At 50.4% G+C, this 240-nt stretch carries 1 rRNA gene; it reads right to left on the reverse strand.

Features of this window, described 5'->3' with window-relative positions:
- Positions 1–240: ribosomal RNA gene (locus KO539_RS29945) — 23S ribosomal RNA — on the reverse strand; the annotation flags it as partial.

Consider the following 240-nt stretch of genomic DNA (forward strand, 5'->3'; position numbering starts at 1 on the left):
TGTGTCGGTTTGCGGTACGGTCTCGTATGACTGAAGCTTAGAGGCTTTTCTTGGAACCACTTCCGATTGCTTCGTGAATAAATTCACTCGTCTCAACCCCTTGAATTCCGCGCCCGGATTTGCCTAAGCGCCTTCTATGAGCCAAAAACCAACTATTCCAACAGTTGGACAACCTTCCGCGATCCGTCCCCCCATCGCATCATACGACGGTGCAGGAATATTAACCTGCTTCCCATCAGC

The organism is Janthinobacterium sp. NKUCC06_STL (assembly GCF_019345455.1).
Classification (GTDB): domain Bacteria; phylum Pseudomonadota; class Gammaproteobacteria; order Burkholderiales; family Burkholderiaceae_D; genus Janthinobacterium; species Janthinobacterium rivuli.